This is a genomic window from Chryseobacterium sp. HMWF035 (assembly GCF_003094695.1).
GTDB lineage: Bacteria > Bacteroidota > Bacteroidia > Flavobacteriales > Weeksellaceae > Chryseobacterium > Chryseobacterium gambrini.
Window position 1 is genome coordinate 1 of sequence record NZ_QEHP01000147.1, and the last position, 9,447, is coordinate 9,447.

Genomic DNA, 9,447 nt, shown 5'->3' on the forward strand with positions numbered 1-9,447 from the left:
TCAATGAAAGCAGCAAAACCTGTAGAAAAAGACAACAAAAACCATCATAGCCAGAGCAAAAAGCAGAAGGCTAAAAAGCCGGTGGTGGTACCTCTGCCTGTGGCGGAAGTTGCTCCTTTACAAACCCAAAAGCCTGAAGAATCTGCAGCTCTTGCAGGATTCGCAACCCCGAATATCAATAAGACGAATGCAAGCGGAATTATTGCTCCGGTTCACGGTTCACAGACCATTTACGATCAGGGTTCCGGGATCATGTTTAAAAAGCATCAGGAAAGTATGGCAGAAACCGGGGATATCAATCATCCGGATACCCAAAAAGCGGAAAAAAATTATACTTCCACGCTGAACATCAGTCAGGTTAAAGATTATCATGATCTAAAATCCGGAACTTCTCTGCCGAAGACGTTGGAGGAACAGGCAGCAGCTCATCAAATGGTTAAAAATCAGAAAACTGCTGCGAAAACGATAGACGAAAAAGAAGCATTAAAAAAGATTAGCAGTAAATCACAAACGTTAAAACCTATTATAGACCAAAAGCCAAAAGAGAGAAAAATTGAGATTAAAACACCTCCGATTAAGCCGATTTTATACAAAGTCAATACTAGTGGCTCAAAAACGAGGATTGATAAAAATACATTCACTCATTCGGGGAATGTCAAAATTAAGGATGGAAAAAAATCTAATAATAATCTAAATACAAAAACTAAGATAGAAAAAGATGACAATTTTGTCATTCCAAAAAATATTCAACCTGTTGTTACTCCAAGAATGGATAAGGCTGTTGATAGCGAACAGGCCGAAATCGCTCCCGATGCACAAACAACACTCAATATTGTTGGATTGGTTGCGGCTGCACAAGAATTTAGAGATCAGGGGGTAGAAGCCAGGTCTCAGGTGAAAACTCAAAATGAAGCAGCGAATACAATCAAAAACAAAATTAAAGAGGTTCAAAAAGAAATTCAAAAATCAGATGCTGATTTAGAGAAATCAGAAGATAGCATAGAAAGTAAAGAAGCTCTCATCCGTAAATTGGAAAAAGGACTGGAAACCTCAGTAAAAAGACAACAAAAAGTAGAACAGGAAGTAGGAATCTATCAACAAGAATATAATAAAAATAAGACCAAGGCAAGTGATTTCAATAGTGAAGCAAAAAATTTACTTAGTGGATCTCAAAAACATCAAGATCCTAAAAATGCTGATTCCGGAACCCTCACTAGAAAATTAAATGAATTAAGTACTAACGCAGGTACGATAAATCAAGCTGTAACTCAGGCAGGAAATACAACTCAAAAACTGTCTCAAGAAGCTCAACAATCTAAAGCTAAAAACGCAAAAATACAGAGCGAAATATTGTCTTCCAGAGCATCAATATTAAAATCAAAAGCTAAACTGGCATCAGATACTAAAAAGAATAAGGAAGCAAAAAGAGAGTTAGGAAAACTTACTCCTAAGCTAAAACAGGTAGAGTCGCAAAGTAAAAAATTAAACCAGGAAGCAGACGGATTAATAACGGATTCTTATGCTATCGAACGTGAGGTTATAAAAACTCAAAATGCTTATTACGCCAATATGGCGTCAGTTGAAGGACGAAACAGCTTAATACAAAAAGAAAAAGATAAAATTCAAAAGGCTCCTAAAGAGCTTAATCAGGCAGAAAGTTTATTAATTGATTTTGCAAAATTAAAAACAGAAGAGCAACAGGTAGCTTTCTTAAGAAAATTAAGCCCAAGCGAACAAAATTTACTAAAAGATAAATTTGAAGAAGTAAATGCTAATTACGATAAAGATCAAGCAGAACATCAAGGTTTAATCGAGCAAAATGTTGAAAGCATTAGAAATGCTCAAATAGAAGTTTATAATAACAAACGTAAAGATGCCTTACAAAAACCATTAAACTTAGTTACCAAAAATCTGAACAGGATTACCGGTTTAAAAAGACTATGGATGTCTATTTCTATTGCGTTTTCAGATATTTGGAATGACGTTACGTCTATTACATGGACAGATGTGGGTAAATTCATCGAATCTATTTTCAGTCCAAAAGCGTGGTATGAGGCAATTTCAGGCTCTATAAGTGGAATCTGGGATGATTTAACAAACTGGAAAGGATTCTCAGAAGATCCCGTAGGAATGATTCTTCAAAAAGCCGCCGGAATAGCCAATAAAGTACTGGTCATAGTTGGCGTAATTACAGGAATATTAGGAATATTAACAGTAGCTGCTGCCGTAGGATCTTTCTTCACTCTTGGTGGTTTGGCGCCGTTAGCTGCCTGGTTGGGAGGAGCTACCATAACAATGGGAACTATAACATTCTGGGTTGGAGCGATTGCATTAGGATTGAATATATTAAACGGAATTAAAAACATTTATGACGTACATACGGCAAAAACGGCTGATGTTTTATTCAAAAATTCTGGCGAATTAAAAAGTGATATTACCAATTCAGGTATGGCTATTTTGGCAATGATAGGTGGAAAAGCCTCGAAAAAAGGAGGAGCTTCCATAAAAGATTTGGCAAAAAGAAACCCGAAAACTTTTGGTAAACGAATGTTTATTAATGCACGAAATGGTCTTAAAGCACAAATTGTTTCTATACCTAGAAGAATAACATCTGTTTTCAAAAAAGAAACATGGATTAAATCCTTCCAAAGTTTCAAAGCAGCTTATAAGAAGGCGAAAGATTGGGTGGTTGAACCTTTTAAGAAAAAGAATACAACTACACTGCAAAACCGTAATTTAAATCAGCTTCCTTTCGAAGAACAGACCGTTCCGGATAGAATGCATGAGCAGCCTATTAGCAATGAAAGAGGTAATAGTAAATCCAACATTAAGGAAGAGGATGTAAAGCCAATTCAAACGCAGGAAAATGTATATGAAGAAAGCATATTCAGACAGGATGACAGACCATATTCTCCCGTGGGTAAAACAGAGGATAGAATAAAATCTCATATTAATGAGGAAGGTAATTTAGCTCCTGCAAATAAAAATGGAAGCGCTACAGTCTCTGATCATGTAAGAGGAAGCGAACCTAATAAAAGCAAAAGTCCTTATACCTCTTTTTCTGAAGAGGGACCAGGTATAGGTAAAACTTATGGAGATCATGTGATTGAAGTTGATATTAAAAGGTTGGAAGCAGACATTGCTGCAGGTAAAATAAATGAAGTAGAAGTTTTAAGACCGGAAAAGGTACAAGCAGAATTACAAGCCAAAGTAGATGAGGCGATGAATAGATTTGAAAAATATCCATCATCAGATAATCAAAAAAGGGTGAATAATGCTGTAAGAGATCTTAATAATAGTGTAAGAGACAAAGAGATTTTAATTAAAGGGGAAATTCCTTCTGAGTATTTTAACGTGAAATCTACTAAAAATAAGATCCCTGAGAATATTTTACCTGAAAATGAGGGAAATAAAAAAGGCAGCGGTAAATCTAATATTAAGGAAGAGGATGTAAAACCAATTCAAACCGAGCATGGCAAATCCTATGGACAAGCTAAAACTAATGAAGGACATACGGTTACTATGACGGAAAAAGGGGAAATTTACGTATGTGCATCACCTTGCGAGCCTATCCGTGAAAAATATGTATTAGAATTAGAAGAAAATCCCGAAATTAGTCGTCAGATAAATGAGCTGGAGGCAGATCTTACGCTTACCGATCAAGAAAAAGCTGATTGGATTGCAACAGAAATAGAACCTAAGCTTTCTAAAATAAAAAGCGAGAATAAAAAAAGAATTAATGCTAAATATACTGAGGGATTTTATAATGGAGAAAAACCTAAGGATTATGAAAATCCTGGGCATCATGATCCAAAAAGTCCTAATTTTAGAGGTGGAGGCAGTAAAACAGAAATCATTCCTGAAAATCATGAACAACTTTTTAAAAAAGCCATACCTGGTTTTTCTGATATAAAAACAAAAAAAGGGATACCTAGTGTATGGTACAGTATAGATAATAAAGGTAAAATACATCAATTCCAAGTAGATCATAATGGAAAGGTTCATTGGGCTGGAAGCGAAAATGGTGCTAGAGGAATACAAGTAGATAATATAACTAGAAAAAGATTACAACAATATTATAAAGATTTTTTAAAATGAAAAAAATTCATGAATCTAAAAATGTAAAACTAGAAGTAGAATTAGACAGTAATAATTCTTTTGACAATATATTTGGAAAATTAAAATTTATGATTGATGGAAAAGATATTGCAACCAATAAAGAAAAAAATAATTTAAGTTATTTTTATGTTGATTGTGAACACTTAAAGTCAATACTTGAAAATAACACTAACATAGAAAATAAACTATTTTCTATAGAGAATAATGAAATCCTATTTCTTTGGAATGGATGGGAAAGTTATAAATTAAATTTTGATTCTTCGGATGAAGAACCTGAAAATGTAAAATTCTTTGACAGAAATTATTTTAGAACAGGTAATATATTCAATAGTTTTTTCTTTGATGAAATAATGATTTTTTATGTTATAGAAAGTGATTTAGTCAAATTTAAGTATTGGTATAAATTAAATGGTTCTGAAATTTATGAAATGAATGTAAATAAGGATGAGCTAATAAGCAGCCTTAATTCTTTCTTGATTTTTTTTAATACCATTAATAATGATTTTAAAATAAGAATGTAAACCCATAATTATTCTCTCAATAAATTTAAATTTGGAAAAGTAATTAGAAAAAATAGACTTTTAAACAAATAGATTGAAAGATTTCAACTAACAGGGAGAACAATTCTATAGAAGAAATAAAAAACCAGAAGATAGACCTTTTTTAGATAAGATGAAGCAAAAGAGAAGTGCGATTTGGGGAAATATTGTTGATGAGCCTTATATTTTTGGTAGCTTACCAATACAGGATGAAATATTTAGATCAGAAATTGCCAAAGAAAAATGGCTTAAATACTATGAAAACAATTAAATATTATGGATAATAACGAAATAGACAAAATGATCAGCGATGCTAAAAATTTTCAAATTGAAAAGTTTAAAGTATTTGTCGAAGACAATAATTTTAAAGAAATATATAAATATTGTTTTTCTGTTTTTTCTGTTAATACTAAAAAAAGAAAATTTACTTACACTGTTAATGTTAATTTTGATATTGAATTAAATGAAAATTTTTACTGGGAAGAAACAACAAATGGTAAAAAACTAATTAAAGTCAATGAAAAAACGGGAGCTAAAGAAATTGTAATTAGTTATTCTTATAAGGGAGAGCTAATTTATAAATCATATTCAGATTTTTCAAAAAATGATTGTGTACTCTCAGATTATGAGATTGATACAGATGATTTAAAATATATTTTAAAAAATAAATCATTGGTTATAAATGAAAATTGGATTTCAGAATTTAAGTTTAAAGAGAATAACATTTAAAGAAGTAACCGTTCCCATGCTAATTTGTTTTAAATAATTAATAATAAAATGAACAACCAAATAAACGAAATCCTTTACCACTACAACGAAGAAGGATACGAAGGATATGATTTAAGCGAAGTACAGCTTCTTAGAAACAAAGTTATAGACAGAATTGAAAAATTAAAATCGCTTCTTGATAATGACAATCAATATATTGCTTACCAAGCCATGCTTATTTTATTGGCGTGGGCAATTCCGGAAGGGTTTCAACAGCTTGACAGGTTTATTTCCGAAAAATGGGATGAAAAAGAAAGTTTTGAATCCCATAGAATACACAGCGAAGATAATGTATATGATGTAATTACAGACGCTCTATATATTTCGACAATGAACGGAAAGACCGAAGAAGAACTTTATCCATATATAAAACATTTTTTGAGTATTTATGGAAATAAGCTTTTTGAATCTAATCTAAAAGATTTTCTTCTAAAGAAAAATTGCAGACCGCTTTTAAAAGAAATAGAACAGGCAATTCAAGACGCTTTACAAAGCAAAAGATATTATCAGGCAAGTCAACTTTTTCCTGTGCTTGTTAATTATGACAAAAATTCTTTTAATCAATATGTAGATATTTTTAATTCTCTAATAAACGAAGATGACAGAATTTCATACAATATAGATGAAGCTCAAGCAATTAAAACAAAAAAATCAATCTAATTTTATAAAAAATTAGAAATATTATTTAAAAGCCAATATAAACTCCCCGCTGCCGCACGAATCCTTTCGTGTGGCATTTTTATTATCCAATAATTTCTTAAAAGTTTTTACCTTTATAAAACATAATTGATAAGTCGTAATTAAGTTCTACAATCCTGAAGGATTATATTTTATAAGTTTTGCTGTTCTAGGTTGGCTAGATGTTTTTATTAGAAATGAATACAAAGAAATTTTTTTAGAAAGTTTAAGATTTTGCCAAAAGAATATAGGAGTGGAAATTCATGAATATATCATGTCAAGTCATTTACATTTAGTTTTCAGGAGTATAAATGGGCAGAAACCAGAACTTTTGATTGGTGATTTAAAAAGATTTACAAGTAAATCAATTGTGACAGAAATCAAGGAAAATCCTAAAGAAAGCAGAAAAGAATTTTTATTAAATTTCTTTCTTAAAGAAGGTTTAAAATCATCAAATGTAACCCCATATCAATTTTGGAGAAATGATAATAAGCCTATTGAATGTTGGAGTAACAAAGTGAGATGGCAGAAAATTAATTATATACATCAAAATCCGGTAAAAGCAGGTTTAGTTTTCCGTGCGGAGGATTATAGATACAGCAGTGCAATAGATTATTCTGATGAAAAAGGACTTTTAGATCATATTGTTATTTTTAGAATGTTTGATTTATAAATAATTTTAAACCACACGATGAAATCGTGCGGTAGCGAGGTGGTAAAGAAGTTGTTGTTAATGATGTTACAGAGTTTGCGGAGCAAGGTTCTATCAACTATTTAGAGAAAACCCTTGAAGATATGGCTGGATCTAAAAATTTTAAAAAACAAGAAATTGCAGAAGATTTGCAACAAGCATTATTGAGAGGGAAAGTTAAATATATGGTAGTACAACAAAGGTTTACAAAAGCGGATGATATAGGAGAATTTACAATTAAAGAATTTGATATAACAAGATAGTAAACATGGAAAAAATTAATTTGCATAAGGTTGATTTACCTGACGTAATAAAAGAAAATTATGATTGGTTAGATAAAAAATTATACAAATCTATCAATAAGTCAAAAGAAGCATTTCGGTTCTTATTTTATGTCTACAAAGATTCTTCAGAACTCTTACAAATGTCAGTTTTGGAGAAACCAGAATTATCCCAACAGAAATATTGGTTTACATATGGACTCAACTGTATTAGCGAATTTTGTCGTTTGGCTCACTTTCCAAATGAAGTAGAAGAAGCTCAAATAGACGAGAGTGGTGTTTTCTCTATTAAAGTAGAAGAAACAAACCAACACATTAATATTTTGAAAGCGCTTTCTATGGCAACCATAGCGAGAGATAAAGAAAAGCAAAAAATTATTGCCGATAGCCCTCTTTACTTGTGGGAAATGAAAGAAGAAAATCTTAATAATGGTAATTTTGTAACCTGTTTTTTATTATTAATGAAAGAGTATTACTCAAATAAAACATTTAATGAAGAGCTTTTTGAAAAATCACAACAATATGTAATATTAAATAAATCTGAAATAGGACCAGACATCAAACAAAAATTTTGGATCTATTATATGAATGAATTTTTAATAGCTTTAAAATCTTTAGCTGCTGATAATGAAGCAGAGTTCAATCAGAATTTAATTAAAGCGATAAAAGCACACCAAGAAGTCTGGAGTCAAAAGAAAGCATTAAATCGTGGCGGAACTTCTTTATGCAGATCAAATGAAGGATTTTTATCATGGGACTGTACAGCTTTAGCAGCTATGGCTTATGATAAAGGCTGGAAGCTGGAAGTTGAATCAGATTATATGCCAGGCTTTATGATTGATGGCAGTATAAATAAGTAAACATAATTTTTCTTTAATAAGCATCTCGTTATTGGGATGCTTTTTTTGTTAAATTACATGTCATTTGAAGTTTTTAATTAAATTCGGATTCAAGAAGATTTGGCTAGAGAAGCATGGTGAGTTTATAGAACCTTGGGGAGAATTTAACTCTAAGATATTATTAAGTTATTTTGAAGGAAAACTTGATGAGATGCCCATAAAAGCGTCAGAGATGAAATCTATAAATCAAGGAAGCAAAGATGGAAAGAAGCAATAAAAACTCAAAAAAAAACAGCTGCAAAAGCGCGAAAGGTTTCAGGTTAAAGTAGAAACAAAAGCTAATGCTGATACATTTTTAAAGGATATGAGAGATGGCAAAGGCATGATTCGATACAAAAATCAAAAGTACAAAGAATTAAAATATCCTGAGAGGTAAGAAGTACATCAGGCATTTAATAGATATCCTGAGCTAAGAAGAAATCATGATGATGTAATATTACAGTAATGGTATACCCATTGAAAAAAGTAATCCTGATTCATATGTAAATGCAACTAAAATTTTTTCTGTAATAGAAGAGGATGTCTTCTTTTTATTTTAATGAAAATTATTGATAACACATATTAATCTTAGACTAATGGCTTCCGAAAGTAAAATCTTCCGGAAGTTTTTATATTCCCTTTATGCTTTCCTTAAAATTATATTAATATAACCCGTTGTGCATTATGATAAAAAAAGATAAAGTTGTTCATTAGATTGGTAATCAGTAATTTTTTTTACTACAAAATGTTTACAATGAACAACTTGAGAGCAATTATGAAAGAATATTGGAATTTTTACAAAAAAATATCAAATGATCATCTTTTAAAGCATCAGCGTCGAACTCCAAAGTTGGATTGGCAGATCGGATCACAGTAAATTTCCGTATTGCCGTCATTAGAAATCATTTCGGAAAACCACTTACTGCAACTACAGAATCCCCCGCACCAAAAAAGGCTTATTCTCCTTAAAAATTCTGAATTTTGAATCTGGAATTTCAGCCGGATCAAAAGAAAAAAGCACAGCACTTCCGATTTCTCATCATAACGCTGTGTACACCTTACAGGCAGTAAAATCTTAAAAAACTACGTTACCGGGTCTGATTTTTCAGTTCCATCAGGTACGGTAAAGCACGGCTTCCATTGTTGTGCTTTACGTGCCTTTTAAACAAAATATAATTAAAAAACACCAAGTCAATGAAAGCAGCAAAACCTGTAGAAAAAGACAACAAAAACCATCATAGCCAGAGCAAAAAGCAGAAGGCTAAAAAGCCGGTGGTGGTACCTCTGCCCGTGGCGGAAGTTGCTCCTTTACAAACCCAAAAGCCTGAAGAATCTGCAGCTCTCGCAGGATTCGCAACTCCGAATATCAATAAGACGAATGCAAACGGAATTATCGCTCCGGTTCACGGTTCACAGACCATTTACGATCAGGGTTCCGGGATCATGTTTAAAAAGCATCAGGAAAGTATGGCAGAAACCGGGGATATCAATCA

General features: G+C 31.9%; 10 protein-coding genes. All 10 read left to right on the plus strand.

Annotation, left to right across the window (positions count from 1 at the left end; all coding sequences use genetic code 11):
* Positions 1-84 precede the first annotated feature (84 nt).
* Positions 85-4,098, plus strand: coding sequence for a hypothetical protein (locus DD829_RS23915; RefSeq protein WP_228408274.1), 4,014 nt, complete (start codon positions 85-87; stop codon positions 4,096-4,098).
* Positions 4,095-4,640 carry a hypothetical protein gene (locus tag DD829_RS22735; RefSeq protein ID WP_116548191.1) on the plus strand — a complete coding sequence of 182 codons (546 nt, stop codon included), beginning with the start codon at positions 4,095-4,097 and terminating at the stop codon, positions 4,638-4,640. Before DD829_RS23915 ends, DD829_RS22735 begins: the two co-directional genes overlap by 4 nt.
* Positions 4,641-4,791: 151 nt before the next feature.
* Positions 4,792-4,929 carry a hypothetical protein gene (locus DD829_RS23920; RefSeq protein WP_165814903.1) on the plus strand — a complete coding sequence of 46 codons (138 nt, stop codon included), beginning with the start codon at positions 4,792-4,794 and terminating at the stop codon, positions 4,927-4,929.
* Between the two features lie 5 nt (positions 4,930-4,934).
* Entirely contained in the window at positions 4,935-5,387 is a 453-nt protein-coding gene (locus DD829_RS22740; protein WP_116548192.1) for a hypothetical protein, read from the plus strand.
* A gap of 48 nt (positions 5,388-5,435) precedes the next feature.
* On the plus strand, positions 5,436-6,086 hold the full coding sequence (locus DD829_RS22745) for a hypothetical protein (RefSeq protein ID WP_116548193.1): 651 nt from the start codon (positions 5,436-5,438) through the stop codon (positions 6,084-6,086).
* A 271-nt stretch (positions 6,087-6,357) separates the two neighbouring features.
* The gene (locus DD829_RS22750; RefSeq protein WP_317048574.1) at positions 6,358-6,777 is read left to right on the plus strand and encodes a transposase; all 420 of its coding nucleotides are present in this window, start codon (positions 6,358-6,360) and stop codon (positions 6,775-6,777) included.
* A 122-nt stretch (positions 6,778-6,899) separates the two neighbouring features.
* Positions 6,900-7,058, plus strand: coding sequence for a hypothetical protein (locus DD829_RS23925; protein WP_165796614.1), 159 nt, complete (start codon positions 6,900-6,902; stop codon positions 7,056-7,058).
* A gap of 5 nt (positions 7,059-7,063) precedes the next feature.
* Positions 7,064-7,936: an immunity 49 family protein gene (locus DD829_RS22755; protein WP_116548195.1), complete on the plus strand. Its 873-nt coding sequence runs from the start codon at positions 7,064-7,066 to the stop codon at positions 7,934-7,936.
* 64 nt (positions 7,937-8,000) lie between these two features.
* A complete protein-coding gene (locus tag DD829_RS22760) occupies positions 8,001-8,192 on the plus strand; it encodes a hypothetical protein (protein ID WP_116548196.1) in 192 nt (63 codons plus the stop codon).
* Positions 8,193-9,148: 956 nt separating this feature from the next.
* The coding region (locus DD829_RS22765; RefSeq protein WP_194294710.1) for a hypothetical protein at positions 9,149-9,447 on the plus strand (299 nt) is incomplete at its 3' end.

Coding starts and splice junctions, on each gene's coding strand:
- DD829_RS22735 (WP_116548191.1), top strand. CDS start 4,095: ATGAAAAAAATTCATGAATCTAAAAATGTAAAACTAGAAGTAGAATTA.
- DD829_RS23920 (WP_165814903.1), top strand. CDS start 4,792: ATGAAGCAAAAGAGAAGTGCGATTTGGGGAAATATTGTTGATGAGCCT.
- DD829_RS22740 (WP_116548192.1), top strand. CDS start 4,935: ATGGATAATAACGAAATAGACAAAATGATCAGCGATGCTAAAAATTTT.
- DD829_RS22745 (WP_116548193.1), top strand. CDS start 5,436: ATGAACAACCAAATAAACGAAATCCTTTACCACTACAACGAAGAAGGA.
- DD829_RS23925 (WP_165796614.1), top strand. CDS start 6,900: ATGGCTGGATCTAAAAATTTTAAAAAACAAGAAATTGCAGAAGATTTG.
- DD829_RS22755 (WP_116548195.1), top strand. CDS start 7,064: ATGGAAAAAATTAATTTGCATAAGGTTGATTTACCTGACGTAATAAAA.